The organism is Verminephrobacter aporrectodeae subsp. tuberculatae, from assembly GCF_026127385.1.
GTDB classification, from domain to species: Bacteria; Pseudomonadota; Gammaproteobacteria; order Burkholderiales; family Burkholderiaceae_C; genus Acidovorax; species Acidovorax aporrectodeae.
Genome location: NZ_QZCX01000003.1, coordinates 1258235 through 1284677 on the forward strand (window position 1 = coordinate 1258235; position 26443 = coordinate 1284677).

Consider the following 26443-nt stretch of genomic DNA (forward strand, 5'->3'; position numbering starts at 1 on the left):
AGGCAGAAGTAAGCAAGCTCTGCCCCCATTCCTTGATCGAAAGCTGCGGTCCACGCGGTTGTGTAGGTCGGGGTTGCCGTTGGCCATGTTTTGCTAACGACGCCTGCTCCGGCCGGGCCAAGGCAGTTGCCCCGTAAGTTCAGCCAAACCACCATCGTCTTCGACACGCACACCGAAGCGGTTCAATTCGACTTCAGGCAAATCTTCGCTATCGAACCACAGCAGCGAGGTTGTGGTGTCGGTACGTGCGTAATGCTTGGAGAGCTCCCAGAGGTCGAGGCCCTTTTCCCAGTTGTCGAACCAGATGTCTTGTGCAACCTCATCCGTGTCGGCGGCACTGCTGCCTGTAGAACGGAGGCGGTAGGCCACGGAGCCGACAGGGATGACAGACCTGGGAGATATCCAGGCCCCAGCCTGTCGCAAGCTGGTGGATCGCGCCGCGTAGCGCACTGCACCTCGTTCCATGGTGACGAAGGCGCACGGGATGTCGCTGAGGGACGCGAACCTTGACGCTGCGGCGGGGAATGATGTGTTGAACAAGTCTGCCATGCGCTGGATCAGTTCCAGCGATGGTTCTTCCTTGGGCACAAGCGACAGCCATTGCTGATATGGCATCAGCAATTCAGCGGCGAAGGTGTCGCAGGCGATTTCGTTCGGATGCCGCTTCGCATAGGACCAGGACGGCACCTCGTCGTGGCTCGACTCCAGGGCCAGCACGATATGTGCGATCTCATGGCAGATGGTGAAGCGCTGGCGTTCTTCTGTCTCAAGCGAATTCACCGTGATGACGTGCTTGCCATTCGGTTTGGTGATCGTGTAGCCGGACTCGCCTTCGCCAAGTTCATCTTTCTTGACCTTGGCGTTGGCTGCGACCACATAGGGTGTTAGATCTTCTCGAATGCCGGACACATCAACCTTCGCAACGAAGGTGCGCGCTTTCTGCCTGACATCCGCTTCATCCATGTTCAGTCGTCCTCGTCTTCGAATGCCCTCTGTATCCGGGCGATCAGCGTCGCGGGATCGGGCCTGACATTTCCACGATGCCTCACCCCCGCTGCAGCCGAAAAAATGTCGATGGTGATGGAAGGATCGTTCAGCACGAATTCGACAAGGCGGGGATCTGCCTCCGCATGGTCAACAAGCCACATCACCAGCGCAGCATCTCTTTCAACCGGTTTGAGAACCCTCAGCAGCTTCTCGACCAAATCCGGCGACGGGTTTGCCTTTTCGCCTGACTCCAGGCGGTGGACATAGGCGTGGTCTACCGAAGAGAGTTGACCGATTTCGCGCAATGAGAGGGTTCTGCGCTCGCGTAGCGTCTTGAGGGCGACGCCCAGGCCTGTTTGTGACATCCGTAGTGTTCCTTGCGGCTGCGAGAGAGGTCGCTATGCGCCCGGCCTCGCAGAAGTTGCGTTCTGTGACGCCAAGCCCATTTGCAGCTTGGCACCAATTCTGATACATTGTTGTCTAGCCAGACAACAGACATAGTTTCCAAGACTCCATTCGGTTGATTTGGCTTGGCTCGCCCGTTGTCTGCAAGAGCAACATATTTTGCTACAGCGGGTAGCCATTGGCAACCCGGCCGGCTGGCCTGGGTCTCGATGGTTCAACTTTAGGAAATTCACTATGACAGGCAAAAATCAGCATGTAGTTCCTCACCAGGACGGTTGGGCCGTCAAGGGTGCCGGCAATGAGCGGGCAACCTCCGTGCACGACACGCAGCAGCAGGCCATTGACGCGGGGCGGGACATCGCACGCAACCAGCAGTCCGAGCTGATCATCCACCGTCCGGATGGTCGCATCCGTGACAAGGACAGCCACGGCAACGACTCCTTCCCGCCGAAGGGCTGAGTGCCATGACGGGCGTTCCCACTTATCATGTGCTCGCCCTGTCTGGGGGCGGCTATCGCGGCCTGTACACAGCGACGGTTCTTGCCGAGCTTGAAGCCGTGCTGGGCCGCCCAATCGCTTCGCATTTCGACCTGATCTGCGGCACTTCCGCAGGCGGGATGCTGGCCTTGGGGCTGGCCGCGGAAATCCCGGCCATTGAACTCAAGGCCCTTTTTGAAAAGCATGGCAGCCGCATCTTTGGTTGCCGCAGTCTTGCAAGGCGGCTTCTGGGATTCTGGTTGACCGCCAAGCATGACTCCGCAGGGTTGCAGGACGTGCTGGCCGAGCGCTTCAAGGACGCCACCATTGGCAGCTTGAAGCATCGTGTTCTCGTTCCGGCCGTCAACTACTCCACGGGGCGTGGTCAGTTCTTCAAGACGCCTCACCATCCCTCCTTTGAGATGGACCACCGCATGAAGATCGCCGATGTGGCGTTGGCGACCGCTGCCGCACCCGTGTACTTTCCGCTGGCGCGCAACGACCGCGGAGTCTTCGCTGACGGTGGATTGGTCGGCAACGCGCCGGGACTGTTCGGGTTGCACGAAGTCAATACGTTCCTCGCGCCAAAACAGAATGCACTGGTTCGTGTGCTGTCTATCGGCACGATGACGATCGGTGCAACCGTCCGCGGCGACGCCAGCCTTGACCGCGGCTTCGGCAAGTGGCGCGGAGGGCTTTTCGACCTGGTGATCTCTGCCCAGGAATCGTCGGTGGACTATATGTTGCGGCAGTCGTTGGGGACCAACTACTTCCAGATCGACGACAAGGCCACGCCCGATCAAAGCAAGGACGTGAAGGCGCTGGACCGGGTTTCCATCGGTGCCACAAATACGCTCAAGGACCGCGGCAACCACGCAGCGCAGCGCGCGCTTGGCGATCCTCTTTTTCAACCATTTCGAGCGCACCAGGCCGGCGCACCCACCTTCTATCACGGCCCCAACAAGAATGTTCCGGAGGCCGCATGCTGAACCTGAGTCCGCTTTTCTTCACCACCGTCGACGATGAATCCTGTATGCATGACGAGCTGGATCTGGCGCCTGAGCAGCGTGCCTGGATTGCAAGCGCACGCAATGATGTCAGGAATTGCCTGCGCACCGGCATCCCGCGCGTGCTGAATGAGCGTGGTTACACAGAAGACGTGCCGCAGCCGCGCTTCTTCACCCAAGGGTCGTGGGCATACAAGACGTTGAACGCTCCGGCACAACGCCCCCAACAGGCAGATGTCGATGATGGCTGCTACCTCCCATTGAGCTTCGTTTCTCAGACGAAGCGCCCCAGCAGGGCAACAACGGTGTTCTTCGCCGCTGCGGAAGAAGCCTTGAAGCCGTTGGTCGAGGAGAAGCACTGGAAGCTCGTCACCGACAAGCCGACTTGCATTCGGATCGTCATTGCGGCCTATGCCCACATCGACATCCCGCTGTACGCGATCCCGGACGAAGAATTCGTCACGCTCGCGAAGGCATCGATGGAGAGTTACGGATTCGACTCGTTGACAGATGCGGTGAACATGGCAGAGCGGGATGCCTGGACGGCATTGCCCGCTGACAAGGTTCTGCTGGCGCATCGTGAATGCAACTGGATGTCTTCGGACCCCAGGCCTGTGAAAGAGTGGTTTCTAGGCCAAGTGGAGGCCAAGGGCGAGCAGTTCCGCCGAGTGGTTCGCTACTTGAAGGCGTTCCGTGATTGGCGTTGGTCCAACGGAGGACCGGCCTCCATTCTGTTGATGGCAGCTGCGGCACTGCTGTTCGAGAAGCGGGATCGGCGCGACGACCTGGCACTGCTGGACGTCGTCGCAGCATTGCCGGCTCGACTGCGTGCGGGGGTGAACAACCCCGTGGATGTGTCAGAGTCGCTCACGGTACGCCTCGGCAAAGAGGGCGTCGAAGATGCGGCGAAGGCGTTCGGAGAATTGGAGAAAGTGCTGCGCGGCGCAACCGACGCCGGCAGCCCTTCACAGGCCTGCATCTGGATGCAAGGCGAGTTCGGCCCGCGCTTTCCGAATGAACCGGATCGGGTCAAGGTGGTATCCATTGCCGCCACCATCGCTGCAGCGCCAGCCACAGCTGGCCCGAGCGAGCTGGTCGGACGAACGAAGGCCGGATGAGCAGCGTCGCCGCAGTGGCAGACGTTATCGAGGCCTTCAAGCAGCAGGGCTTCGAGTTTGTCGGCAAGACGGATGACGGCTGGTTCAAGCTGCGGGGCCTGTTGACCCCACCCGGCACGGACAGGGGCTGTCCGTGTGAGGTTCAGCTCGACCCTACCTTCTTCGACCTGCCACGCATTCGGCTGCTCGACATTCCCCCCCGAACTGCCCAAGGCGGTTCCTCATTTTGGCGCGGATGGTGGCCTTTGCTATCTCGCCAAGGGAACGGTCGTTCTGGACATCTACGACCCTGTAGGGCAGTCTTTGGCGTGCCTGAAACGCGCGGCTGCGGTGTTCGGGCAGGTATTGAAGGGCGAGATGATCGACGATCTCGCGGAAGAATTCTTTGCTTACTGGAACGGTTGGCTTTGCTTCGTGGACATGCAAGGCGAAGATCTGGGCCGGCAGAACTGCATCGTCGCGCAAGCCAACGGAAATCCGTTGTGGTTCATCACCGACGACGAAGATCGAACAAGAAGGAAGCTGAACTCGCTCGGCTACCAGGTCACCGATAAAACGGTGCTGACTTACCGGGTCAAGACCACCGCACAACCCCGACCCCTGGCCAGCCACTGGCCGCCTGAAACAGTAGGGGATGTCTTGGCTTGGCAAAGCACCCTGGACCCTCGGTGTCGGCGCAAGATTCACGAACGGATCAAGGAAGGGGAAAGCAAAAAGGTGAATGGCGTACTGATCGTCATCGAATCGCCATTGATGACCTATGGCTTCGCTGTTCTCTTTGACCGCCAAGCGTTGGCTCAAAAAACCAAGCTCGCTGATCGCAAAGATTTGAGCTATGGGCTGAAGGTGATGCCGGTCTCGATGATCCGGATCGATGACCGGTATCTGGCCCAGCGCAACATTCCCAAGTCGAAGACGCTGGCGGGCAAAAGAATCGCACTTGTAGGTTGCGGCACGATCGGCGGATACCTCTCGGACATGCTGGTCAAGGCCGGAGCGGGAACATGCGGCGGGAAGCTCACGCTAGTGGATTTTGACTGTCTCCTTCCGCAGAACATCGGACGCCATCGCCTCGGATTCCCTGACCTGTTGTCGAACAAGGCCGAGGCCATGGCGAAGGAACTCAAGCGCTTGTCGCCAGGTGCCGAGGTACATGCGCTCCCCGTGGATGTCAGGCATGCCCAGTTGGGGCGACTGGACCTGCTCATCGATGCCACTGGCGAAGAATCTCTGGGGCATTGGCTGTGCGGCCGCTATCTGGCTCCCACGCCAATGCTTTCTGTCTGGATCGAAGGACCGGGAACGGCTGTGCGTGCTCTCCTGAGAACGAACGCATCTGGTGCGTGCTACAGATGTCTGTGGCACAGCCACCGCAGCGGCGAACTTCACTCGACCCTTGATCCTCTTCCTACCATTTTGGCAGGCCATGGATGCGAGGGCTTATACGTGCCTTTTCCGGCTTCGGTGTCGGTGCAGGCAGCCAGCTTAGGCGCCGAGATGGCCCTTGATTGGATCAACGGTGTTCATTCTCCGGCGTTGCGGACCCGGCTGATCGACCAGACCCATCAGCTTGCTACGCCCGATTGCGATCCCCTGCAAGATCGAGACTGCCCCATATGCAATTCCTGAGTTCCTGGGCAACCAGCGACAAAAGCAGGCTGCTGCATTTTGCGGCGGGTACGCTGGAGACATTCCGTCAGCATGTTCAGAGCAGTGATGCGGACCGCGAAGCGGGTGGTCTCTTGCTCGGTTCCGTGCATGGGGCCCATCTGCTCATTGAGCAAGCGACGGTTCCCACGGCATGGGACAAGCGGTTTCGCTACTTGTTCGAGCGAATGCCATTTGGTCACGAAGCCATCGCACTATCTCGCTGGGCGGCGAGTCAGGGAACTGTTCGTTATTTGGGCGAATGGCACACCCACCCTGAAGACCATCCCCATCCTTCTGGGCTCGATAGATCTGAGTGGAGCCGGCTGGCAGTGCAGCGTCGGGACAAGCGGCCAGTGCTCGCCGTCATCGTCGGGCGAAAGTCCCTGTATGTCGAGTTGGTGCCAAGTTCAGGCTGTGGTCCGGTGCTCATCGCGGTGGAATAGCACGCTGTCGTCCCGGCGTCCCGCCCTCGGGCTTCCGGGCTATGGGAAGTTCTTGCTGCCGACTGCCCTCAACCATGTCAACTGCGTTGCCTAGCGTTGTCTACGACTTTGACGCGCATCGCGCGCTCGAAAGTACCGAGGTGGGTACCGTTGCCTACGACTTTGATGCCGAGTAAGAGTGATGAGATTCGGGTTTCGCCCGAGTGAATGGTGTCCACGACGTGACTGTTCAGCCTCTCGAACATGAATCGGTGATACTCGCCCCATGCTGAAAGCCTTCGACACTTCAACGCTGAGCCACGAGGAGAAGGATGCATTGATTGGACAGTTGGTCGTTCGGGTCCAAGAGTTGGTCGCCCGGATCCAAGAGTTGGAATCGCGTCTGTCCAAGAACAGCCGCAACTCAAGCAAACCCCCATCGTCTGATGGTCTGAAGAAGACGCAGTCATTGCGTCGCAAGTCTGGCAAACGCCCAGGCGGGCAAGTCGGTCATGCCGGCAAAACGCTGCGCCAAGCGGCCGTTGTAGATCACGTCGTCGAGCAAGAGCTGCCTGAGCATTGCGATGTCTGTCACGCAGCATTGCCCGTAGCCCAAGCGCAAGTACAGGAGCGCCGTCAGGTGCTCGATATCCCCGTTCCCCGCCATGAGGTCACGGAGTACCGAACGCTGAGCCTGGTCTGTCAGTGCGGCAAATTGCACGAGAGCCGCTTTCCCGAGAAGGTGACCGAGCATGTGCAATACGGCCCCAACATACGTGCCGTAGCAGTGCACTTCACACAAGGTCAGCTGCTGCCCTATGCGCGCGCCAGCGAGTTGATGGCTGACCTGTACCAGTTGGACATCTCACCGGGCACGCTGCATGGCTGGACGCGCGAGGCCGACGCGTTGCTCAGCCCCTCGGTCCAAGCCATAGCGCAGCAGGTGAGCCAATCGCCCGTGGTCCATGTCGATGAATCGGGTCTGCGCGTACAGGCCAAGTTGCAGTGGCTGCACACCAGCGTCACCCCGACGCACACTTGGTATGGCGTACATCCCAAGCGGGGCATCGAGGCAGTCAATGCGTTCGGTGTTCTGAAGGACTACGTTGGTGTGCTGGTGCATGACTGCTGGGCGCCATACTGGTTGATCCAATGCGTGCATGCGTTGTGCAATGCGCACCTGCTGCGCGAGCTGACCTTCTTGGCCCAGAGCAGTGGTCAAGCTTGGCCGCAACGCATGATGGACATGCTGCTGGCAGCGCATCGAGGCTGCGAACGGGCTCGCACACAGGGAATCACTGCGGTGCCGTCACGCCAAGTGCTGCGTTGGATAAGACGCTACCGTGCCCTGTTGGATGAGGGGCAAGCGCTCAACCCGCAGCGCGTCAAGGAGCAGGGCAAACGCGGACGGGCCAAGCAGTCGGATGCGTTCAATTTGCTGCGACGCCTGCGCGATCATGAGCAAGAGGTGCTGCGCTTTGCGCGTGACCTGTCGGTGCCTTTCACGAACAACTTGGCCGAGCGGGCCATCCGCATGCCCAAGGTCAAGCAAAAAATCTCCGGTTGCTTTCGTACCTTGGCCGGGGCGCAAAGCTTCTGCACGATCCGCTCCTATCTGGACACTGCTCGCAAGCATGGGATTGGCATGCTTGAGGCATTACGGGTGGCGTTCAATAGTGCTCCTATGGAGTTTGTCGGTAGCGGCTGAATAGTCACTCCACGACTTTATTGGCATGGAACACAGGAGGGCAGCGCCATCCCGGACGCGCGGGCACCGTCCAGGCGGCCTTCCTCCCAGGGTGTGCCCGGCGCTTCGCCCAGGTCCCAGAACAGGCCCGCCATCATCGCCAGCCCCTCGCGGGCCACCGGAGCCAGCAGGTGCTCGTTCGGAGCATGCTGGGCGCAGGCCGGATACGAGTGCGGCAGCCACAGCGTGGGCAGACCCAGAATGTCGGCAAAGACCTCGTTGGGCAGCGAGCCCGCGAGATTCGGCAGCAGCGTGGGCACCTGGCCCGTGCTGCGCCGGATCGAGGCCAGGGTCCAGTCCACCCAGGGGTTGTTCAGGTCGAGCCGTGTGGCGCCATAGGCCATTGCCGGGGTGATCGCGACATCGCCGAAGCCCTGCGCGTCCAGGTGCTGGCGCAGGCCGGCCAGCGCGTTGTGCCAGTCGGTACCGACCACGAAGCGCAACTGGCAGTGCGCCACGGCGTGCGGCGCAATGGCGTTCACCGGGCGCTGCGCCGAGCCCGCGCCCAGTGCCAGCAGTTCCAGCGTATTCCAGCCCACCAGCCGCTGCGCCGCTGTGAGCCCCGGCTCGCCCCAGCCGGGCGTGAGCACCGGGTCGTCGGCGCCGGTGCCGATGGCGATGTCCTGCAACGCCGTGCGCAGCTTCTCCGGCATGGCAGGGGGCAGCAGGCACTGCACCAGGATGCGCCCCTTGGCATCGACCAGCGTGCTCAGCGCGTGCACCAGCACGGTCGCGGGGTTGGCCAGCACGCCGCCCCAGTTGCCCGAGTGGTAGGCCTTGTCGCGGCAGCGCACGGTGAGCGAGAAATTCATGACGCCGCGCGCGCCCAGAAAGAGCGTGGGGCGCTCGGCGTGCACGCGCGGGCCGTCGCAGGCCACCAGGAGATCGGCGCGCAGCGCAGCGCGGTGCTGCGTGCAGAACGCGGCCAAGCCGGGGGAGCCGGCTTCCTCGCCCATTTCCATGAGCAGCGTGACGTTGTAGCCCAGACGGCCCTGGCGCGCCGCCAGCGTGTGCGCCAGGGCCGCGAGGCTGATGCTGTGCTGGCCCTTGTTGTCCGCCGTGCCGCGGCCGTACCAGCGCTCGCCTTCGATCGTCAGTTCCCAGGGGGACAGTCCCGCGCGCCAGGCGCTGTCCTGCCCGCTGACCACGTCGCCATGCCCGTAGCTCAGCAGGGTGGGCAGGCCCGGGTCTTCCACGCGCCGCGCCAGCAGCAGGGGACCGCCCGGGGGTTCGGGGTTGTCCAGCACCTCGCAGTCGAACCCCAGGGGTTGCAGCCAGGGGACGATCTCGTCGCACAGATAGCCGCGCAGCGCGGGCAGGCTCTGCCCGGTGTCGCTTTCGGTGCGCCAGGCCACGCGCCGGCGCAGGTCCGCGGCAAAGCGGCCGTCGTCGAAATAACACTGCACGCTCTGGATCAATTGCTCTCGGTTCATGCTCACAGCTTGACTCCACGACAGGACCGCACAAGGGGTCGGATGCTGCCCACAATGGCCGGGCCAGTCAATCACGCACCAGACAGATCTTTGCCTTTGGCTGCCTCTGGCCCGGGCCTTGCACGCTGGCAAAATAGGTCGCTGCACGCACCCCGAGGAGTTGTCTTGACCGTCTTGTATCCCCTTCTTGCCGCCGTGGCCGCGTACCTGCTGGGCTCGCTGTCGTTCGCCGTCATCGTGACGCGCGCCATGGGCCTGAGCGATCCGCGCACCTATGGCAGCAAGAACCCCGGCGCGACGAACGTGCTGCGTTCCGGCAGCCGGGCCGCGGCCATCGTGACGCTGCTGTTCGACACCGTGAAAGGCTGGCTGCCCGTGGCCCTGGTGCTGTGGTTTGGCGCCCCGCATGGTCTGCACGACGGCACGGTGGCCCTGGTCGCCATCGCGGCGTTCCTGGGGCATCTGTGGCCCGTGTTCTTCCGTTTCGAGGGCGGCAAGGGCGTGGCCACCGCGCTGGGCGTGCTTTTGGGAATCAACGTCTGGCTCGGCCTGGCCAGCGCCGCCACATGGATCGTGATCGCGGTCTTCTTTCGTTACTCGTCGCTGGCCTCGCTCGTTGCCGCAGCGTTTGCCCCGGTGTACTACCTGCTGGTCGATGGCGTGGTGTGGCAGGCTCAGGAGCCGATCGCCGCTGCCATCGGGGCCATGGCCCTGCTGCTCGCTTGGCGCCACGCGCCGAACATCCGGCGGATGATCGAAGGCCGGGAATCCCGGCTGGGCAGCAGAAAGCCGGAACCGGGGGAGCACCGCTCCGGTTAGGGCCGCGGCGCGTCAAACCGGCCGCGCCGCCAGAGCGAGCCGGGCACCGTGATCAGCCCGCGCAGCCCGGCGCTGTTGCGGGCCGCGTACAGGCCCAGGCGCACCATGGTGCGGTGGTCGAGTTCCAGGTCCACGGCGGAGCGTGCCAGCGCGGACTGGATGCGCGGTTTCCCGTCCTCGGTCTGGTACAGGCTGGGCTCGCCATAGTGGGTCCCGCTGCTGTCCAGCAGGCTGGCGACCAGCGGGTGGTTGGTCGTATCGCTGCGGCGCAGAACGATCGCCGTATCGCCGTTGTCCAGCTTGACGAAGGTCCCCGGAGGGCAGAGCCCGATGGAGTGCACCAGGGTATGGCTCACCTCGTCGCGCGGATCGACATCCTGCCCTGCGATGGCGCGCACCGAGTCGGTGACGCTGCGCCCGGGGCGCGACTTGCGCGGGCTGATCATGGCCGCGTAGCGGTCGATGGTCCCCAGGATGCGGGTCAGGCGGTCTTCGGGTTTCTGCCGGGCCAGCGCCACCCGGTCGGCGACACTGGCGTGGTGCTGTCCCACGACGTTCAGCCACAGCGCGTCGCTGATGTGCAGCCGTTCGAGCAGCGCCCGGCTCGCGTCCGGATGGCCCTCGATCGCCTCCCGCTGCGCCGTGCTCGGGCGCTCGCGCTGCTGCGCCAGCTCGTTCTGCAGGTCGGTCATGCCGATGTTCATGGTGAGCGCGGCGTACACCAGGCTGTCGCGCTCGCCGGGGGAAATCTGCAGCTCGTGCGCCATGATGTGGCACAGGGTGCCGCAGACCAGCGCGTGCGAGGCGCTGTAGCCGACGGTGGACGTGGACGCCAACTGGAACATCAGGTACAGCGCGGCGTCGATGTCGTGCTCGACCAGGTCCTGCAGCCAAGCGTCGAACTGCCGCAGCTTCAACGGGAAGTCCTGCACCCGCAGCGGCTGCGCGAGCAACACCGACAGCGCCGACTCCAGGTCGGACCACAGGCTCAGCAGGTCCTCGTACTCGTCCTGCGGGGACGGGCTTGGAGGAGAACCGGGACGGGCGGGCATTGCGGACATTGCGGACCTCAGTTGCGTTTTTCCAGCACCATCAGCTCGTTGATGCGGGACATGTGAAACTCGTTCAGAAAGCTGTTTCCCAGCAACACATAGGGCATGGGTTCTGCGGTGATGATGGCATCGATGCCGAACACCTCGACATCACCGATGCGCACCGAATCGAGCCGCATGCGCCAGCCCTGCCCCACGCCATTCGCGGTGCTCACCCCCACGGACTGGCCGCCTTGGTATTTCAGACCCATGCGGTCCGCGTCCGGGCGTCCGATGGAGACGGTGGTTGCCCCGGTATCCACCATGAATTGCATCGCCTGCCCATTGATGCTTCCACTGTTCATGAAATGCCCGCGGCCATCGGCCACGAGCGTGATGCGCTTGCCGCTGCCGCCGCGCTTGCCGACGCTCACCGGCACTTCGCCGAACTGCAAGGTGCTCCGCGTGCCATGGGTTTCGACGATCGCTCCCTCCCGGGTGACGGCAATCACCTTCACCCCCAGGTATTCGTCCCCCACGCCCATGGCACGCGGCGGGTTCGCGTCCACCACCAGCAGGACCTTGCTGCCGAGCAGGCCCGCGAGGGCGACCGACTGCGCCTGCGCCGGCAGCAGCCAGAGCGCGCACCAAGCTGCCAGGGCAGCCGGCAGCAGGCGCCGGAGTTTTGTCATGGGGGGATATTTCAATCACGAAAATTATCGAACGACAGCGGCACGTCGGCCACATCCTTGCGGATCAGCGCCATGGCGGCCTGCAGATCGTCGCGCTTGGCGCCGCTCACGCGCAGTTTTTCTTCCTGGATCGCGCCCTGGACTTTGAGCTTGCTCTCCTTGAGCAGCTTCTGGATTTTTTTGGCCAACTCGCTCTCGATGCCGTTGCGCACCTTGACGACGCGTTTCACCTTGTCGCCGCCCACCTTCTGGACATCGCCCAGGTCCAGAAAGCGCACGTCCACGCCGCGCTTGGTGAGCTTGTTGCGCAGCACGTCCTCGATCTGGGTGAGTTGGAAGTCGGCGTCGCCGATCAGCGTGATCTCCCGCTCCCGGATCTCTATGCTCGCCGAAGTGCCCTTGAAGTCGAAACGGGTGGCAATTTCCTTGGCGGTGTTCTCGACGGCATTCTTTACCTCGACCAGGTTGGCTTCGCAAACAGTGTCAAAAGAGGGCATGGTGAATCTCGATCGCAGGGACGGGAACAACTCGCAGGGGGCAGACAGGAAACCTGGAGGGACCCAAGAACCCGGTGCGAGAATCGGGCCGATGTTAGTCGAGAAAAACGTCTCTTTGCAGCCTTGGAACAGCTTTGGCATCGCCGCGCGCGCGCAGACCGTGGTGCGGGTGCACGGCGTGGCCGACGTGCAGGCCATGCTGGCCGACCCCGAACTGGCAGCCGCGCCGAAATTCGTGCTCGGCGGTGGCAGCAACGTCATCCTCACCGGCGACGTAAAGCCGGTGGTGCTGAAAATGGAGATCAAGGGCCTGCGCCTGCTGGAAGAAACCCCCAGGGCCTGGATCGTGCAAGCCGGCGCCGGCGAGACCTGGCACGGCTGTGTCACCTGGACATTGGCGCAGGGCTTTGCGGGGCTGGAGAACCTGGCGCTGATCCCGGGCACCGTGGGCGCCGCACCGGTGCAGAACCTTGGCGCCTACGGCGTGGAACTGCAGGAGCGCTTCGAATCGCTGGACGCCGTTGACCTCGCCACGGGCCGGACTTTCACGCTGGACGCGGCGCAATGCGGCTTTGGCTACCGGGATTCGGTCTTCCGGCACGCCGCCCCCCCGAACGCCCGGACCACAGGGGGCCTGCCGCGCGGCATGGGGCTCGCGGGCCGGGCCGCGATCACCCATGTGCGCCTGCGGCTGCCCAGGCCCTGGAAGCCCGAACTGGGCTATCTGGACCTGGAGCGGCGCCGCGCCGAGACCGGGGTCGAGCACCCCGGCGCCCAGCAGATCTTCGACTGGGTCTGCGCCATCCGCCGCGCCAAGCTGCCCGACCCGGCGGTGCTCGGCAACGCCGGCAGCTTCTTCAAAAACCCCACGGTATCGCCCGACCAGTGCGCGGACATCATCGCGCGCGACCCCGGGATCGTGCACTACCCCATGCCCGACGGCAACGTCAAGCTGGCAGCCGGCTGGCTGATCGACGCCTGCGGCTGGAGAGGCAAATCGATCGGCAAAGCGGGCGTCTACGAGAAGCAGGCCCTGGTGCTGGTAAACCGGGGACGCTGCGGCGACAGCGTGACGGGCGGCGAGGTCATGACCCTCGCCAAGGCCATACAGTCCAGCGTGTACGAACGCTTCGGCATTCGGCTGGAGCCGGAGCCGGTGGTCGTGTAGTCCGAGCCCAGCGCGCGCAGCAGATGGGTCTTGCCTCCACGGCTCGCGCCCACCAGCAGGACCACATGGATCACTCGAACAGGCTGGACTGCTTGACGACGTAGCCCGCTGGCTTCTTGCGCTTCTCGATCACGCCCTCGCCGACGAGGCGCTGTAGCCATGCCTTGGCCTGCGCGGTGGACACGCTCAGCGCAGCGGCGACCTCGGCGTCCTTCATCGGGGCCTGCAGAAGCGGCGGGATCACTTCCCGGACCGTCGCAAACAACGTGTCTGCAGGTGTTGATGCCGTCTTTGCCACCGATGGCCTGGGTTCTGGTGCCAGCGCAACGGACTCGCCCGGTGCTTGTGCCGCCGGTGGTGGCTGCGCAACCTCTGGCAGTATTGGCGCGGCTATTGGCGCGGCTTCCGAGGGCCGGTCTCCGGAAAGCAGTGCAAGGCCTGATGCAACGGGCGCAGCGACACCGAACACCCTTTCCAACGCGTCCGCGTCTTGCGGATTCGGCCAGAGGATCGCCCCCTTGCCGCGCAGGGCGTCGAGACCGGCAGACGACTCGCCCGTGGAGCGCACGTACACGGGGACGAATTTGAGCTTGTCGAGTTGCTCGATGGCACCGGCCCAGGTTCCGCCCTTGCCGAGATCGGAACTGACGACCAGGGACGCATCGGCCAGCGCATGGATCAGCTTGTTGCGCTGCATGGCGTTGCCGACGTTGAACCCGGCGCTCGGGTCGTAGGGCGAAATCAGCACCAGTTGGCCATCGAGCAGCAGGTTGCGCTGCACGCGGTTCATGCTCGTCTTTTCCAGGCTGTCCGCGAGGACGCCACTGACCTTGCCGCCCGCCTCGAGCGCAGCGTGCATCGCTGCCTGGTCGGTGCCCTTGGCGCCACCCGACACGAGCGTTCGTCCGGCCCGGGCCGCCAACCGGCCAACAGCCATCGTGTAGTCGATCAACGCATCGTCCACATCGCGGGACCCCACGACGGCGAGGCCCCCCGACTCCAGCAAACCCATGTCGCCGCAACCGTAGATCACTGCCGGGGCGTCTTCGCGCAGGCGCGCCTTCAAGCGGCGGGGGTACTCGGCGTCAGCACGGCTGACCACCCAGATGGCGCGCGCTTGCCAGCGCTCGATGGCTTGGCTCAGCAGGAAGCCACGCCCGAGCAAGCGCTGCAGCCGGGCTTCGTCAATCACGGGCTGGCAGGCGCGCAGAAGGTCGGCCGCATCTGGCGACACGAGGTCTGCAGGCTGGCGCTGCATCTCCCGCAGGTGGCGGGCAAGGCGCTTGTATTCACCGGGCGAGAGGAGTTCCGATGACGAAGCGCCCCGTCCAGCGATCAACGGCGCCGTCAGCAGCAGGATCGCCCGGGCGTTGGGGGACAGGGTGGGGGTCATTCGTCTGGCTCCGTTGGGCCCGTTTGCGCGAGTGCCACGGGCCAGACGACACCGCTTGCGCCCTCGCGCAGCAGCCATGCGGCCACGGTCAGCGTCCAACGGGAGTCCACCATGTCGTCCACCAGGAGCACCGGCCCATCGGGCACCGGCTCGCCGTTGAGTGCGAGCGAGCCGTCGATATTGCGCGCCTGTTGCGTACTGTTTGCCATCGTTTTCTGTTCGGGTCTGGCGTCAGTTTTCGCAATGATCCTATGCAATGGCAGACCCAGAGCCGCCGCCAGGCGCCGCGCAAAATGCGGGACCAGATCGGGATGGCGCAGCGATGGAACGCAGGTCACCCAGGTCGGTTCAGGCTGGGGCTTCCATGCGCGCACCATTTCCACGCACGCCCCCACCAGGTCATCGGAAAATTGGCCGTCGTCGTACTTGCCTTGCCGGATCAGGCCGCCCCAACCGGCGTCTCCCCATACGCACAGGGCCCTTCCGGGCTGCGCCAGGTGGTCTGCAGCAATGCGTCCCTTGACGCCGTACCGGGGCATTCCCCCAACCGGCCACCTCTTGCGGGGTTCGATGGGCAGGCTGGTACGCCGCAGAAACGCGATGGCGTCCCGAACCAAGGTCGCATCCACCGTGGTTGGCAGCGGGGCAAGCGCAGGCTGCGTGACAACACGTCGATCACCGTCGAGTGCGCCCATCAGGAAGCCCATGTGCTCCCCAAAGGGCAGGCTGACGTAATCCTGCATCTGCCGGTGTTCTTCGCGCCGCAAGTCCGTGAGTCGTTTGGCGCGTTCCCAGAACCCCTCGCTCAGTGGGGCTGCCGTGAGCTGCCACTTGCGGCCCTGTTTGGCAATGGGCGCAGGCGCTTCGAGGGAGAGCAGCGCGATCGTCTTGTCGACGCGCCCCCGGCTCAGATTCACGCGCCCGAGCAGTTCGAGGACGGACAGGCCGTTTTCTTCCTCCTCCAGTGCACCCAAGACGTCGGCGACCTCCTGGCGGGTCGGGAAGGCGCTGCGGATGAACCAATCGGTGATGTCCGACTCTTCCTGCCCGCTGAGCAGCACACCGTAGGCAGAGTCCAGCGCGCGCCCGGCCCGGCCGACCTGCTGGTAGTACGCGACGACGGAGCCTGGCATTTGGTAATGGATGACGAAGGCCAGATCGGGCTTGTCGTAGCCCATGCCCAAGGCCGTCGTTGCGACCAGCGCCTTGACCCCGTTGCTGAGAAGAGCCTGCTCCAGCGCTTCCCGGCGCGCGCCCGTTTCGCCCGTGTAGGCCTCGACGTGGAAGCCCCGGGTCTTGAGCCAGTCGGCGACCTGGTTGGCGTCGCGCACCGTCAGCGTGTAAATGATGCCGTGGCCTTGCAGCGTGGCGAGTTGCTCTGCCAGCCAGACAAGGCGCTCTGCCTGGCTGCGCAGGCGGATGGTTTGCAGGAAAAGGGATGTCCGATTCAGGTCGCCGCGCGAGACGTCCAGGTTTGGACCGAGCACGGCGACCAGGTCATCCATCACGCGCTGGTTCGCCGTCGCTGTGGTGGCGAGGAGTCGCAGGTTGGGCGGCAGCGTTTTCACCATGCGTTCCAGCAACCGATAGTGGGGGCGGAAGTCGTGGCCCCAGTCGGAGATGCAATGCGCCTCGTCGATGACCAGCAGCGAAATCTGCGCGGCGATGCCGGCAAGCACCTGCGTGCGAAAGTGCTCGTTCGCCAGGCGTTCGGGGGAAATCAGAAGGATGTCGATCTCGCCACGGGCCAGCTTGGCCTCGACTTGGGGCCAGTCGCCCTTGTTGTCGGAGTGGATCGCGGCAGCGCGAACGCCCATGCGCTGTGCTGCGGCGATCTGGTTGCGCATCAGCGCCAACAGTGGCGAAATCAGCAGCGCAGGGCCATTGCCACCGTCGCGCAGCAGTTTCGTCGCGATGAAGTAGACGAAGCTCTTGCCCCAGCCCGTCTTTTGAACGACCAGCAGGCGAGCACGTCCATCGACGATGCGGCGAATCGCATCTTCCTGGCCTTCGCGGAAGCTGGCGTCGGCGCGGCCCGAGCCGATCCGCAGCAACTCCAGAGCGCGTTGTGGGTCGTAGGTCATGTCATGGATCACCTGGGTTCTTGTCGGGGGCGCGGTAGCCCGGCGTTCGTTCTTGACGCCGCAGGGTGCACACGGGTTCTTCAGCCACCGCCTGAACCCAGGGCCGCGCAGGCTGTGTGTTCAAGCGGGCAGTCCACGCTCCCCTTGCGCAGCATCCGCGGCCTGGCGCGTTGCAACCCGATCGCGCCCACTGGGCAGAGGGTCAGTAGCGCGCATGGCTCAGTTCATCGAACAGGTCACTATAAATCTTGTAGCGACTGGCGCTTATTTCTTCCCCTTCGCCAGTCGGCTTCTTGACGGCGTCCAGCACGCCGCAACCGGGCTCGTGCAGGTGCGTGCAGTTGTAGAACTTGCAGCCGCCGGCGTGTTCGGCGATGTCGGGCATGCAGGCCGCCAACTGCATGGGTGCGATGTGCTGCAGGCCAAACTCCTGGAAACCCGGCGAGTCGATGAGCGCGCTGGTGCGCAATGCGTCCATCCAGTACCAGTGGGTGCTGGTGGTGGTGTGCCGGCCGGAATTCAGCGCCTGGGATATTTCGCCGGTGGGCGCTGCGGCGCCCGGAACCAGCAGATTGATCAAGGTGCTCTTGCCCGATCCGGAGGGACCCAGCACCAGCGTGGTCTTGCCCTGCAGGTGCTCGAGCAGCAGGGCGCGGTCCAGGTCGCTGGGGCACTCCAACGAAAGCGGCAGCACGCCGTAGCGCTTGCCGCAGCCCATGCGGCGGTAAGGCACGAGCCGCTCCCACGCACGGGCGAAGGGTTCGACCAGATCGCTCTTGTTGAGCGCAATCAGCGGCGCGATGCCCTCGGCTTCCGCGGCGATCAGGGCGCGGGCGAGCTGGCTTTCTGAAAACACCGGTTCGGCGGCAATCAGGATCAGCACCTGGTCAAGGTTGGCCGCAAACGATTTGGTGCGCACCTCGTCCTGCCGGTAGAAGAGGTTGTTGCGCTGCAGAACTTTTTCGATGCTGCCTTCCTCGCCCTGACCGGGCGGGGAAGGCAGCCACAGCACGTGGTCGCCGACGACGGCCTGGCTTTTCTTGCCGCGCGGGTGGCAGATGCGGCGCTCGCCGTCGGGGGTTTCCACCATGCAGTGGCGCCCATGGCTGGCCACCACGGTGCCTTCCATGAGGGCGCTGCGCTCAGCCATGGTGTGCGGCCATGCGTTCACGCAACGAGGGCGTCGAACCGGGCGGCGCACTCGAAATCGGTCGAGGAGATGCCTTTCACGTCGTGCGTGTTCAGGCGGACCACGCAGCGGTTGTAGTGCACCGCCAGGTCGGGGTGGTGGTCCTGCGCGTTGGCAATGAAGGCCAGGGCGTTCACGAACGAGATGGTTTCGTAGTAGTTGGCGAAGTGGTAGCTCTTCTCGATGGCCACACGCGCTCCATCGCCGCTCAGGCCCCAGCCCTCGAGCCGGGCCAAGTGGGCGACGACTTCGGCCGCCGTCAGCGCACGGCGCGCGTGCGCCGCCCGGTCTTTCTTCTTCAGCATGCTGGTCATGGATGGGCCGGGGCAGGCATGCGCGCCAGCCTTTCGGCGGCGGGCGGATGCGAGTAGTAGAACTTCGCGTACACCGGGTCCGGGGTCAGCGTGGAGGCGTTGTCTTCGTAGAGCCTGAGCAGCGCCGAGGCCAGGTCGGCGCCGCTGGCCTGCGCCACGGCGTACGCGTCGGCCTGGAATTCATGGCGGCGCGACTGCTGCGAGAACAGCGGCGCGACGAAGAACACGAACACCGGCGCCGCGAGCACGAACAGCAGCAGGGCCAGTGCGTCGTTCGGCGCTGCGGCCAGCGCCGGGTCCAGCGGGACATTCGGCTGCACGCCCAGGCCCGCGTAAAACCACGCCCGGGTGGACAGCCAGCCCAGGAGCGCAAAGCCCGCCAGGCTCAGCGCGAACAGGGTCGCGCTGCGCCGGATGACGTGGCGGTGCCGGAAGTGCCCGAGTTCATGCGCCAGCACCGCCTCCACCTCGCCCGGCGCCAACTGGCGCAGCAGCGTGTCGTAGAACACCACGCGCTTGGCGGCGCCCAAGCCCGTGAAGTAGGCGTTCGCATGGGCGCTGCGGCGGCTGCCATCCATCACGAACAGGCCCTTGACCGAAAAACCGCAGCGCTGCATCAGCGCGCTCACGCGGGCCTCGAGCGCTGCGTCTTCGAGGCGCTGGAAGGTATTGAACAGCGGGGCGATGAAGGTCGGGTAGAGCCACATCAGCAACAGGTTCAAGCCCATCCACAAACCCCAGGCCCAGAGCCACCACAGCCGGCCCGCAGCGCCCATGAGCCACAGGATCAGCGCCGCGACGGGCAGGCCGATGAGCGCGGCGAGCAGCAGGCCCTTGAGCGCGTCCGCGAGCCACAGGCGCAGCGTCATCTTGTTGAAACCAAAGCGCTCTTCGACCACGAAGGTCTGGTACAGCGACAACGGCAGGTCGATGAGGCCGCCGATCGCAGCAAAGGCCACGAGCAACGCCAGTTGCTGCTGCATTCCGCCGCCCAGCGTGGCGCGCAGGGCCTGGTTCAGCGCGTCCAGGCCGCCCAGCAAGGTCCAGCCCAGCAGCACGGCGCTGCCCACCACCATGTCCAGCATTCCCAGGCGCACCTTGGCGAGGGTGTAGTCCGCTGCCTTCTGGTGCGCAGCCAGCGCCATGCGCTTGGCAAACGGGGCGGGAACCACGGCGCGGTGGCGCGCCACATGCCGCACCTGGCGCGTTGCCAGCCAGAATTTGAGCGCCAGACCGAGCACCAGCGCGGCGGCAAAGACCAGCGTCAGCAGCGTGGCGGGGGAGAAGTCTTCCGGGGGCGGGGGGGACATAGGCGGCGAGTTTAGGCCATCGGCGAGAATGCGCGCCATGTCGCAAGCCAACAGCCCAAACCCTCCCGCACTGGCCCAATCCGCGCAGAACCTGGTCTGGCTGGACTGCGAAATGACCGGTCTGGAGCCCGAGACGGACCGTTTGCTGGAGATTGCCGTCGTCGTCACCGGCCCCGGCCTGGAGCCCCGCATCGAAGGGCCGGTGTTCGCCATCCACCAGCCGGACGCACTGCTCGACAGGATGGACGCATGGAACCAGGGTACCCACGGCCGCAGTGGCTTGATCGACAAGGTGAAGGCATCGACCGTCACGGAGGAGGAAGCCGAGCGGCAGATCATCGCCTTCCTGAGCCGGTACGTGCCCAAGGGCGCGGCGCCCATGTGCGGCAACAGCATCGGCCAGGACCGGCGCTTTCTGGTGCGCTACATGCCCGATCTCGAACGCTTTTTTCACTACCGCAACGTCGACGTCAGCACCTTGAAGGAACTGGCCAAGCGCTGGAAACCCCAGGCGTATACCAGCTTCAAGAAGACCCGCAGGCACACCGCGCTGGCCGACGTGCACGAGTCCATCGACGAACTGGCGCACTACCGCGCGCATTTGCTGGCGCTCTGACCCGCAGGGCGGCCCGTGTAACGGACCTTGCGGGAAAACCCCCATTCATGCGAGAATCCCCGTCTGCGCGGAAACCACGGGGGAACCTCAACCCCCTTGCCGCGCGGATTGTGCATCTCCCCTCACACACCCGGGCTTGCCAGCCGACTGTCTGCGACAGTGCAGGACCAGCAAAAAGACGCCCACCCGCTCAAGCGCCTCGGAGCGCGTATGCAGGTCTCGTTTGATGGTTGATGTTTTTTAACCATCAACGAAGCCCCCATCGCAGGCGCAGCCTGCAGGGGCCTCGAAAGAGAAAAATCATGACTGATAGCTCCTTGCTGCAGGGCGAGTTCGCGCCTGCGCAGCCCGCCTTTGCTGCCGATCCCTGCGTGCAGCCCCCCGCCACCGCCGACGCGGCTCCATCCGCAGCCCAAGCGGTACCCGCCGAGCCCAATGGCTTTGTGGAACTGGGCCTGGCGCCCGAACTGGTGCAGGCCGTTGCCGACCTGGGCTACACCCGGCCCACCGCCGTGCAGTGCAAGGCCATTCCCCTGGCGATGGGCGCAGGCGCCGACTCCGGGCAATTCATCGACCTGATGGTCTCCAGCCAGACGGGCAGTGGCAAGACCGCGGCCTTTCTGCTGCCCGTTTTGCACACGCTGATCCAGCAACAAGCGCAGGCGGAAACCGCTGCCTGCGACACGCCTGCTCCCAAGCGCGCCAAGCGCCGGGACCCTGGCAGCGCACGCAACCTCAAGGCCGCCACGCCCGGTGCCCTGATCCTGTGCCCGACCCGCGAGTTGGCCCAGCAGGTTGCGCACGACGCCATCGACCTCGTCAAGCATTGCCGCGGCCTGCGCGTGGCGAATGTGGTGGGCGGAATGCCCTACCAGATGCAGATCGCCAGGCTGCAGAACGCCAACCTCGTGGTGGCAACCCCGGGGCGTCTGCTGGACCTGCAGCGCTCGATGCGGATCAAGCTCGATCAAGTGCAATTCCTGGTCGTCGACGAAGCCGACCGCATGCTCGACCTGGGTTTCTCGGACGATCTGGCCGAACTGAACCAACTCACCAGCGAGCGCAAGCAGACCATGATGTTCAGCGCCACATTCGCGCCGCGCATCCAGCAGCTGGCGCTGCGCGTGATGCACGACGGCGGCTCGTCCGTGCAGAAGCTGACCATCGATTCCCCACAGGAAAAGCACGCCAACATCCAGCAAATGCTGTACTGGGCCGACAACGCCCAGCACAAGCGCAAGTTGCTCGACCACTGGCTGCGCGATACCACGATCAACCAAGCCATCGTGTTCGCCAGCACCCAGGTGGAGTGCGACGCGCTGGCCAACGATTTGCAGCAGGCAGGCTTCTCGGCCGTGGCGCTGCACGGCGCGCTGGGCCAGAGCCTGCGCAACCGCCGCCTGACGGCGCTGCGTGCCGGGCAGGTGCAGATTCTGGTGGCGACCGACGTGGCCGCGCGCGGTATCGACGTGCCCACGATCACCCACGTGTTCAACTTCGGCCTGCCCATGAAGGCGGAGGACTACACCCACCGCATTGGCCGCACCGGCCGTGCCGGCCGCGATGGTCTGGCCGTCACCTTTGCCGAGTTCCGCGATCGCCGCAAGATCTACGACATCGAGTCGTACAGCCGCCAGCAATTCAAGGCCGAAGTGATTCCCGGAATGGAACCCGCGCAGCGCAGCCCCCAGGCAGCCCCCCGGGGAAGGGACTTTGCCGGCCGCGGTCGCCCGGGTGGTAGTGGCGGCCCGGAGCGGGATCGCCGCGAGCGCAAGTTCGGGGGACCGGACCGGGGCCATTTTGCCGACCGCCACGCCCATGGCTCTGCTCCGCAACACGGCCATGAGCGCAAGCCGGGCCCTGGCGGCACCGGGCGCGGCGGTTTCGCGCCCCACGGCGACGCGGGCGCACCGCGCGGCAACTTTGCACCGCGCAAGCCCGGTTTTGCCAAGACAGTGGGCGGCGCCAGGCCGGCGCATGACGCCCGCAAGCGCCACGCACGCTGATCCATTCGCTGCGCAGACTTTTCAGGGCGGGAAAGCATGCTAGAATTCGCGGCTTCGCGGCTGTAGCTCAGCTGGATAGAGTACTTGGCTACGAACCAAGGGGTCGTGGGTTCGATTCCTGCCAGCCGCACCAGAACCGAAGGACCTGGCTCCCCCAAGGGGCCAGGTCCTTTTTTCTTGGGGCCGCGCAATGGCCCGCAGACCTCCCAATCGCCCCAATCTGCCGCGCGTCTTCGGGGACTAACAGTTCCCGCGCGCAGGGTCCGCCCCGATAGAATCCAAGGCTTTGCGCAACCGAACCGGGCCACAGCGCATACCCCCGGCCCCTCCTGCCCATGACAAACGCCACGCCTTCGATTTCGGTTGCGGACATCCGCAAGAGCTTTCTGGACTTCTTCGTCGCCAAGGGCCACACCGTGGTGGCCTCGAGCCCGCTGGTTCCGGGCAACGACCCGACGCTGATGTTCACCAACTCGGGCATGGTGCAGTTCAAGGACGTGTTTCTGGGCAACGACCGGCGCCCCTACAAGCGGGCGGTGTCCGTGCAGGCCTGCCTGCGCGCCGGCGGCAAGCACAACGACCTGGAGAACGTGGGTTACACCGCGCGCCACCACACCTTTTTTGAAATGCTCGGCAACTGGAGCTTTGGCGACTACTTCAAGCGCGAGTCGCTGCGCTGGGCCTGGGAACTGCTGACCGAGGTCTACAAACTGCCCGCCGAGCGCCTGCTGGCCACGGTGTACCACGAGGACGACGAGGCCTACGCCATCTGGACCCGGGAAATCGGCCTGCCGCCCGAACGCGTGATCCGCATCGGCGACAACAAGGGCGGGCGCTACAAGTCGGACAACTTCTGGATGATGGCCGACACCGGCCCCTGCGGGCCCTGCTCGGAAATCTTCTACGACCATGGCCCCGGGGTCCCGGGCGGCCCCCCGGGAAGCCCCGGGGAAGACGGCGACCGCTTCATCGAGATCTGGAACAACGTGTTCATGCAGTTCGACATGGCCGAGGACGGCTCGGTCACTGCGCTGCCCGCGCCCTGCGTGGACACCGGAATGGGTCTGGAGCGCCTCGCGGCCATCTTGCAGCAGGTGCACAGCAACTACGAGATCGACCTGTTTCAGGCGCTCATCGCGGCCGCGGCGCGCGAGACGGGCGAGAAGGACCTGGGCCACAAGAGCCTGCGCGTGATCGCCGACCACATCCGCGCCAGCGCCTTCCTGGTGAGCGACGGCGTGCTCCCGGGAAACGAGGGCCGCGGCTACGTGCAGCGCCGCATCCTGCGCCGCGCGATCCGCCACGGCTACAAGCTGGGCCGCAAAACGCCTTTCCTGCACCGGCTCGTGGCCGACCTGGTGCGCCTGATGGGTGACGCCTACCCCGCGCTGCGCGCGCAGCAGCAGCGCATCACCGCGGTGCTCAAGGCCGAGGAAGAGCGCTTCTTCGAGACCCTGGCGAACGGCATGGAAATCCTGGACGCGGCGCTCGCGGGCGGCGCCCGGCTGCTGCCCGGCGACCTGGCGTTCAAGCTGCACGACACCTACGGCTTTCCCCTCGACCTGTCGGCCGACGTGTGCCGCGAGCGCGGCGTCGAGGTTGACGCGGCCGGCTTTGAACGGGCCATGGAAAGGCAAAAAACCCAGGCCCGCGCCACCGGCAAATTCAAGCAGGAGCGGGCGCTCGAATACAGCGGCGCAGCAAACCATTTCAATGGCTACGAGCACTTGGCGCAGAGCGCAAGAATCCTCGCCATCTATGTGGACGGAGGCAGCAGCGCAGCGCTGGGCGCGGGCCAGGATGGCGTGCTGGTGCTCGACGGCACCCCGTTCTACGCCGAAAGCGGCGGTCAGGTCGGTGACGCGGGCCTGATCAGCAGCGCAGCGGCGCGCTTTGCCGTGGGCAACACGCTCAAGATCCGGGCCGATGTCTACGGCCACCACGGAACGCTCGAAGCGGGCACGCTGAACGTGGGCGACACCGTACAGGCCCAGGTGAACGACGCCATGCGCGCCGCCACCGCGCGCAACCACTCGGCGACGCACCTCATGCACAAGGCGCTGCGCGAGGTGCTCGGCAGCCATGTGCAGCAAAAAGGCAGCTTGGTGAACGCCGAGCGCATGCGCTTCGACTTCGCGCACAACGCGGCCGTGAGCGGCGCCGAGCTGCGCGAGATCGAGCGCCTGGTGAACGCGGAAATCCTGGCCAACCAGCCCACGCAGGTCCGCGTGATGGACATCGAGTCGGCGCAGAAGACCGGCGCCGTGATGCTCTTCGGCGAAAAGTACGGCGACAGCGTGCGCGTTCTCGACATCGGCAACAGCCGCGAACTGTGCGGCGGCACGCACGTGCAGCGCACCGGCGACATCGGCCTGTTCAAGGTGCTCGCCGAAGGCGGCGTGGCCGCGGGCGTGCGCCGCATCGAGGCCGTGACCGGCGCCAACGCGCTGGCCTACCTGCAGCAGCTCGAAGACACCGTGAACCAAGCCGCGAGCACCCTGAAGGCGCCGCTGACCGAACTCAACAGCCGCATCGGCCAGGCGCTGGAGAACGCGCGCGCGCTGGAAAAGGAAGTCGCCACGCTCAAGGGCCGGCTCGCGTCGAGCCAGGGCGACGAGCTGCTGACCCGGGCCGTGGACGTGCAGGGAATCAAGGTGCTGGCCGCGGCGCTGCCCGGCGCCGACGCCAAGACCCTGCGCGACACCCTGGACCAGCTCAGGAACAAACTCCAAAGCGCCGCCATCGTGCTCGCCGCCGTGGACGGCAACAGGGTGCAACTGGCCGCGGGCGTCACCGCGGACAGCCTGGACCGCATACAGGCCGGCGAACTGGTGAATTTCGTGGCCCGGCAGGTCGGTGGCAAGGGCGGTGGCAAACCCGACCTGGCCATGGCCGGTGGTACCGATGCCGCCAAGCTGCCCGCGGCGCTGGCGTCCGTGGCGGGGTGGGTCGCGCAGCAACTCTGACGCGCAGCGCGCGGCGGTGCTTGCCGGCTGCGCTCAGAACAGCTCGACGTCGTCGTTCGCCACCTTGGCCGCGAGCTCGCCGCTGGCCACGAGGTCGTCGTAGAAGCAGACCCGGTTGCGGCCGTGCTTCTTGGCGTGGTAGAGAGCCTGGTCGGCCTGACCCAGGATTTCCACCGGCGAGCCCTTGACGGTGCCCACGAAGCCCAGGCTCACGGTGACCCGGCCAACCTGCGGGAACGGATACTCCTGCACGCTCGTGCGCAACCGGTTGAACACCTTGTGCGCCGTGTTCAGCGTGGTCGAACGCAGCAGCACCACGAACTCTTCGCCGCCAAAGCGGAAGATGCGGTCGTGGCTGCGGAACGCGCTGCGCAGGATGTTCGCGATCAGGATCAGCACCTCGTCGCCATACAGGTGGCCAAAGTGATCATTCACCTGCTTGAAGTTGTCGATGTCCACGACGGCCAGCCATTGCTGCACGGGTTCACCGGCGGCCGGCTCCTCGTCCGCGGCAAGCGGTTGCACGATCGTTCGGCAGTTCAGGCGGGGCACCGCGTGGCGCGAGAACTGCTCGTCAAAGGTCTTGCGGTTGAACAGGCCGGTGAGCGCGTCGCGCTCGCTGTAGTCGAGCAGACTCTGGTAGTTCTGATAGACCTGAAAAACGCCCTCGATGACATTCAGCTTGTGCGCCGAGAACGGCTGCAACTGCGTGATCTCCAGGCAGGTGTTCACCTGGTCCTGCGTCCATACCGGCAGCCACAGCGTGTGGCCGCCCTTGCGTACCGCCGCCAGGGCGCTGGTGCCACGGTTTGCCACGCAGGCGCGCAGGGCCGGGTAATGCACCAGGGCTTCGCGCCGGGGGTCGGCGGCGGCCTCGGAGTCGGTGGACACCAGACGACCCTGCTCCACCCAGGTGCGCGGGCGCACGTGCGGCGTTCCCGCCGTGGTGAACAGTTCCAGCGCGCGCACCTCGACGACACCGCTGAGCTGCTGCAGCGTGGACAGCACCGACACCTCCAGGCGCAAATGGTCGCGGTGGCCGGTCATTTCGACCAAGTTCCGGAGAATGGGCTTCATGGTCGCGGAGCAGAGGGCATGACATGGCGTCAATG

General features: G+C 64.9%; 23 protein-coding genes and 1 tRNA gene. 12 read left to right on the top strand and 12 right to left on the bottom strand.

What is annotated here, in order from left to right; genetic code table 11:
• Positions 1–93: 93 nt before the first annotated feature.
• A complete protein-coding gene (locus D5041_RS20690; RefSeq protein ID WP_265282780.1) occupies positions 94–963 on the bottom strand; it encodes an ImmA/IrrE family metallo-endopeptidase in 870 nt (289 codons plus the stop codon).
• Between the two features lie 2 nt (positions 964–965).
• Positions 966–1352: a helix-turn-helix domain-containing protein gene (locus D5041_RS20695; RefSeq protein WP_265282779.1), complete on the bottom strand. Its 387-nt coding sequence runs from the start codon at positions 1350–1352 to the stop codon at positions 966–968.
• A gap of 274 nt (positions 1353–1626) precedes the next feature.
• Here D5041_RS20695 and D5041_RS20700 point away from each other — a divergent pair, with 274 nt between their 5' ends.
• The 6 genes from D5041_RS20700 (at position 1627) to tnpC (ending at position 7774) form a co-directional block, all read left to right on the top strand.
• Positions 1627–1851: a DUF2188 domain-containing protein gene (locus D5041_RS20700; protein WP_265282778.1), complete on the top strand. Its 225-nt coding sequence runs from the start codon at positions 1627–1629 to the stop codon at positions 1849–1851.
• 5 nt (positions 1852–1856) lie between these two features.
• The gene (locus D5041_RS20705; RefSeq protein WP_265282777.1) at positions 1857–2858 is read left to right on the top strand and encodes a CBASS cGAMP-activated phospholipase; all 1002 of its coding nucleotides are present in this window, start codon (positions 1857–1859) and stop codon (positions 2856–2858) included.
• Entirely contained in the window at positions 2852–3994 is a 1143-nt protein-coding gene (locus D5041_RS20710; protein ID WP_265282776.1) for a CBASS cGAMP synthase, read from the top strand. The genes D5041_RS20705 and D5041_RS20710 overlap by 7 nt, the downstream gene beginning before the upstream one ends.
• Before the next feature lie 135 nt (positions 3995–4129).
• Positions 4130–5623 carry a ThiF family adenylyltransferase gene (locus tag D5041_RS20715; RefSeq protein WP_265285645.1) on the top strand — a complete coding sequence of 498 codons (1494 nt, stop codon included), beginning with the start codon at positions 4130–4132 and terminating at the stop codon, positions 5621–5623.
• Positions 5611–6087 (top strand): Mov34/MPN/PAD-1 family protein, encoded by a 477-nt coding sequence (locus tag D5041_RS20720; RefSeq protein ID WP_265285646.1) that lies wholly within the window; start codon positions 5611–5613, stop codon positions 6085–6087. Before D5041_RS20715 ends, D5041_RS20720 begins: the two co-directional genes overlap by 13 nt.
• 265 nt (positions 6088–6352) lie before the next feature.
• Positions 6353–7774: an IS66 family transposase gene (gene tnpC, locus D5041_RS20725; protein ID WP_265282023.1), complete on the top strand. Its 1422-nt coding sequence runs from the start codon at positions 6353–6355 to the stop codon at positions 7772–7774.
• A gap of 17 nt (positions 7775–7791) precedes the next feature.
• Here the strand turns inward: tnpC and D5041_RS20730 are convergent, their stop codons facing one another.
• Positions 7792–9246, bottom strand: coding sequence for a M20 family metallopeptidase (locus D5041_RS20730; RefSeq protein WP_265285647.1), 1455 nt, complete (start codon positions 9244–9246; stop codon positions 7792–7794).
• Between the two features lie 165 nt (positions 9247–9411).
• Here D5041_RS20730 and plsY point away from each other — a divergent pair, with 165 nt between their 5' ends.
• The gene (plsY, locus tag D5041_RS20735; RefSeq protein ID WP_010104710.1) at positions 9412–10065 is read left to right on the top strand and encodes a glycerol-3-phosphate 1-O-acyltransferase PlsY; all 654 of its coding nucleotides are present in this window, start codon (positions 9412–9414) and stop codon (positions 10063–10065) included.
• Here the strand turns inward: plsY and D5041_RS20740 are convergent.
• The 3 genes from D5041_RS20740 to D5041_RS20750 are packed head-to-tail and all read right to left on the bottom strand — an operon-like array spanning position 10062 to position 12285.
• A complete protein-coding gene (locus D5041_RS20740; protein WP_265259267.1) occupies positions 10062–11126 on the bottom strand; it encodes an HD-GYP domain-containing protein in 1065 nt (354 codons plus the stop codon). The two genes, plsY and D5041_RS20740, sit on opposite strands and share 4 nt — an antisense overlap.
• Before the next feature lie 8 nt (positions 11127–11134).
• Entirely contained in the window at positions 11135–11788 is a 654-nt protein-coding gene (locus tag D5041_RS20745; protein WP_265285648.1) for a retropepsin-like aspartic protease family protein, read from the bottom strand.
• Positions 11789–11799: 11 nt separating this feature from the next.
• Positions 11800–12285: a YajQ family cyclic di-GMP-binding protein gene (locus tag D5041_RS20750; RefSeq protein WP_010104706.1), complete on the bottom strand. Its 486-nt coding sequence runs from the start codon at positions 12283–12285 to the stop codon at positions 11800–11802.
• A 91-nt stretch (positions 12286–12376) separates the two neighbouring features.
• Here D5041_RS20750 and murB point away from each other — a divergent pair, with 91 nt between their 5' ends.
• The gene (murB, locus tag D5041_RS20755) at positions 12377–13453 is read left to right on the top strand and encodes a UDP-N-acetylmuramate dehydrogenase (protein ID WP_010104704.1); all 1077 of its coding nucleotides are present in this window, start codon (positions 12377–12379) and stop codon (positions 13451–13453) included.
• 70 nt (positions 13454–13523) lie between these two features.
• On the opposite strand, the gene D5041_RS20760 is transcribed toward murB, so the two are convergent.
• The 5 genes from D5041_RS20760 to D5041_RS20780 form a co-directional block, all read right to left on the bottom strand.
• Complete coding sequence (locus D5041_RS20760) at positions 13524–14846, bottom strand: DNA-processing protein DprA (RefSeq protein ID WP_265259270.1); 1323 nt, start codon at positions 14844–14846, stop codon at positions 13524–13526.
• On the bottom strand, positions 14843–16930 hold the full coding sequence (locus D5041_RS20765; RefSeq protein WP_265285649.1) for a RecQ family ATP-dependent DNA helicase: 2088 nt from the start codon (positions 16928–16930) through the stop codon (positions 14843–14845). Before D5041_RS20765 ends, D5041_RS20760 begins: the two co-directional genes overlap by 4 nt.
• A 202-nt stretch (positions 16931–17132) precedes the next feature.
• Positions 17133–18080 (bottom strand): ribosome small subunit-dependent GTPase A, encoded by a 948-nt coding sequence (rsgA, locus tag D5041_RS20770; protein WP_010104701.1) that lies wholly within the window; start codon positions 18078–18080, stop codon positions 17133–17135.
• A gap of 17 nt (positions 18081–18097) precedes the next feature.
• Positions 18098–18433 carry a 4a-hydroxytetrahydrobiopterin dehydratase gene (locus D5041_RS20775; protein ID WP_265285650.1) on the bottom strand — a complete coding sequence of 112 codons (336 nt, stop codon included), beginning with the start codon at positions 18431–18433 and terminating at the stop codon, positions 18098–18100.
• On the bottom strand, positions 18430–19743 hold the full coding sequence (locus D5041_RS20780) for a M48 family metallopeptidase (RefSeq protein ID WP_265285651.1): 1314 nt from the start codon (positions 19741–19743) through the stop codon (positions 18430–18432). Before D5041_RS20780 ends, D5041_RS20775 begins: the two co-directional genes overlap by 4 nt.
• Positions 19744–19780: 37 nt before the next feature.
• Between D5041_RS20780 and orn the strand changes: the two genes are divergently transcribed.
• The 4 genes from orn (at position 19781) to alaS (ending at position 25331) form a co-directional block, all read left to right on the top strand.
• Complete coding sequence (gene orn / locus D5041_RS20785; RefSeq protein WP_010104693.1) at positions 19781–20359, top strand: oligoribonuclease; 579 nt, start codon at positions 19781–19783, stop codon at positions 20357–20359.
• Between the two features lie 302 nt (positions 20360–20661).
• Positions 20662–22365: a DEAD/DEAH box helicase gene (locus D5041_RS20790; RefSeq protein ID WP_265285652.1), complete on the top strand. Its 1704-nt coding sequence runs from the start codon at positions 20662–20664 to the stop codon at positions 22363–22365.
• Between the two features lie 56 nt (positions 22366–22421).
• Positions 22422–22498, top strand: a tRNA-Arg gene (locus D5041_RS20795).
• Positions 22499–22700: 202 nt separating this feature from the next.
• Complete coding sequence (alaS, locus tag D5041_RS20800) at positions 22701–25331, top strand: alanine--tRNA ligase (RefSeq protein WP_265285653.1); 2631 nt, start codon at positions 22701–22703, stop codon at positions 25329–25331.
• 33 nt (positions 25332–25364) lie between these two features.
• Here the strand turns inward: alaS and D5041_RS20805 are convergent, their stop codons facing one another.
• Positions 25365–26408 (bottom strand): GGDEF domain-containing protein, encoded by a 1044-nt coding sequence (locus D5041_RS20805; protein ID WP_265259276.1) that lies wholly within the window; start codon positions 26406–26408, stop codon positions 25365–25367.
• Positions 26409–26443: the final 35 nt, after the last annotated feature.

Excerpts from the sequence above, each read along its gene's own strand:
- D5041_RS20705 (WP_265282777.1), top strand. The coding sequence starts at position 1,857 with ATGACGGGCGTTCCCACTTATCATGTGCTCGCCCTGTCTGGGGGCGGC.
- D5041_RS20750 (WP_010104706.1), bottom strand. The coding sequence starts at position 12,285 with ATGCCCTCTTTTGACACTGTTTGCGAAGCCAACCTGGTCGAGGTAAAG.
- D5041_RS20740 (WP_265259267.1), bottom strand. The coding sequence starts at position 11,126 with ATGTCCGCAATGCCCGCCCGTCCCGGTTCTCCTCCAAGCCCGTCCCCG.
- D5041_RS20765 (WP_265285649.1), bottom strand. The coding sequence starts at position 16,930 with ATGACCTACGACCCACAACGCGCTCTGGAGTTGCTGCGGATCGGCTCG.
- D5041_RS20780 (WP_265285651.1), bottom strand. The coding sequence starts at position 19,743 with ATGTCCCCCCCGCCCCCGGAAGACTTCTCCCCCGCCACGCTGCTGACG.
- rsgA (WP_010104701.1), bottom strand. The coding sequence starts at position 18,080 with ATGGCTGAGCGCAGCGCCCTCATGGAAGGCACCGTGGTGGCCAGCCAT.
- D5041_RS20760 (WP_265259270.1), bottom strand. The coding sequence starts at position 14,846 with ATGACCCCCACCCTGTCCCCCAACGCCCGGGCGATCCTGCTGCTGACG.
- D5041_RS20745 (WP_265285648.1), bottom strand. The coding sequence starts at position 11,788 with ATGACAAAACTCCGGCGCCTGCTGCCGGCTGCCCTGGCAGCTTGGTGC.
- D5041_RS20790 (WP_265285652.1), top strand. The coding sequence starts at position 20,662 with ATGACTGATAGCTCCTTGCTGCAGGGCGAGTTCGCGCCTGCGCAGCCC.
- D5041_RS20805 (WP_265259276.1), bottom strand. The coding sequence starts at position 26,408 with ATGAAGCCCATTCTCCGGAACTTGGTCGAAATGACCGGCCACCGCGAC.
- D5041_RS20710 (WP_265282776.1), top strand. The coding sequence starts at position 2,852 with ATGCTGAACCTGAGTCCGCTTTTCTTCACCACCGTCGACGATGAATCC.
- orn (WP_010104693.1), top strand. The coding sequence starts at position 19,781 with ATGTCGCAAGCCAACAGCCCAAACCCTCCCGCACTGGCCCAATCCGCG.
- D5041_RS20695 (WP_265282779.1), bottom strand. The coding sequence starts at position 1,352 with ATGTCACAAACAGGCCTGGGCGTCGCCCTCAAGACGCTACGCGAGCGC.
- murB (WP_010104704.1), top strand. The coding sequence starts at position 12,377 with ATGTTAGTCGAGAAAAACGTCTCTTTGCAGCCTTGGAACAGCTTTGGC.
- tnpC (WP_265282023.1), top strand. The coding sequence starts at position 6,353 with ATGCTGAAAGCCTTCGACACTTCAACGCTGAGCCACGAGGAGAAGGAT.
- D5041_RS20690 (WP_265282780.1), bottom strand. The coding sequence starts at position 963 with ATGGATGAAGCGGATGTCAGGCAGAAAGCGCGCACCTTCGTTGCGAAG.
- D5041_RS20720 (WP_265285646.1), top strand. The coding sequence starts at position 5,611 with ATGCAATTCCTGAGTTCCTGGGCAACCAGCGACAAAAGCAGGCTGCTG.
- D5041_RS20700 (WP_265282778.1), top strand. The coding sequence starts at position 1,627 with ATGACAGGCAAAAATCAGCATGTAGTTCCTCACCAGGACGGTTGGGCC.
- alaS (WP_265285653.1), top strand. The coding sequence starts at position 22,701 with ATGACAAACGCCACGCCTTCGATTTCGGTTGCGGACATCCGCAAGAGC.
- D5041_RS20730 (WP_265285647.1), bottom strand. The coding sequence starts at position 9,246 with ATGAACCGAGAGCAATTGATCCAGAGCGTGCAGTGTTATTTCGACGAC.
- D5041_RS20775 (WP_265285650.1), bottom strand. The coding sequence starts at position 18,433 with ATGACCAGCATGCTGAAGAAGAAAGACCGGGCGGCGCACGCGCGCCGT.